The following is a 620-nucleotide window of genomic DNA, read 5'->3' on the forward strand; positions in this document are numbered from 1 at the left end:
TATCCATCCCGAACGCGATATGCCGGAGGAAGCGGCGAAGGTGCATGGTTTGACGATTGAAGTATTGGAAGCGAAGAATGCGCCGCCGTTTGCCCAAGTGGGTAAACAGATTGCTGACTTTATACGTGGTGCAGAGCTGATTATCCATAATGCCAAGTTTGACGTCGGCTTCCTGAATATGGAATTTCGCCGCATGGGCTTGCCTTCTATTGAGGAACTGGGTTGTAAAGTGACCGACACGCTGGCTATGGCACGTGAAATGTTTCCGGGACAAAAGGCAAGCTTGGATGCGTTGTGTAACCGCTTTTCCGTTGACCGCAGCAAACGGGTTTTGCACGGCGCTCTAATCGACTGCGAGCTTTTGGGTGAAGTCTATCTTGCCATGACGCGTCAGCAGTTCGATCTGATGGGCGGTGAGACGGAAGAAGAGGGCGAAGTCAAACAAACCGTTATTGCGGAAACCAAACGTACCTCGCAGTTGAAAGTCATCAAAGCCAATGCGGACGAGCTGGCGGCACATGAAAAATATTTGGACGATTTGGGCGAAGCGTGTGTATGGCGCAAGGCCGAAACTTCTGATGAGGCTAATGCCGGAGCGTCAGCATGATACGCCGCAATAT

General features: G+C 51.3%; 1 protein-coding gene. It reads left to right on the plus strand.

Annotation, left to right across the window (positions count from 1 at the left end; genetic code table 11):
* A partial coding sequence (gene dnaQ / locus ACTHUM_RS17490) for a DNA polymerase III subunit epsilon (protein ID WP_440403626.1) occupies window positions 1-607 on the plus strand: 607 nt, incomplete at its 5' end.
* Window positions 608-620: the final 13 nt, after the last annotated feature.

This window comes from Neisseria sp. P0021.S006, assembly GCF_051956895.1.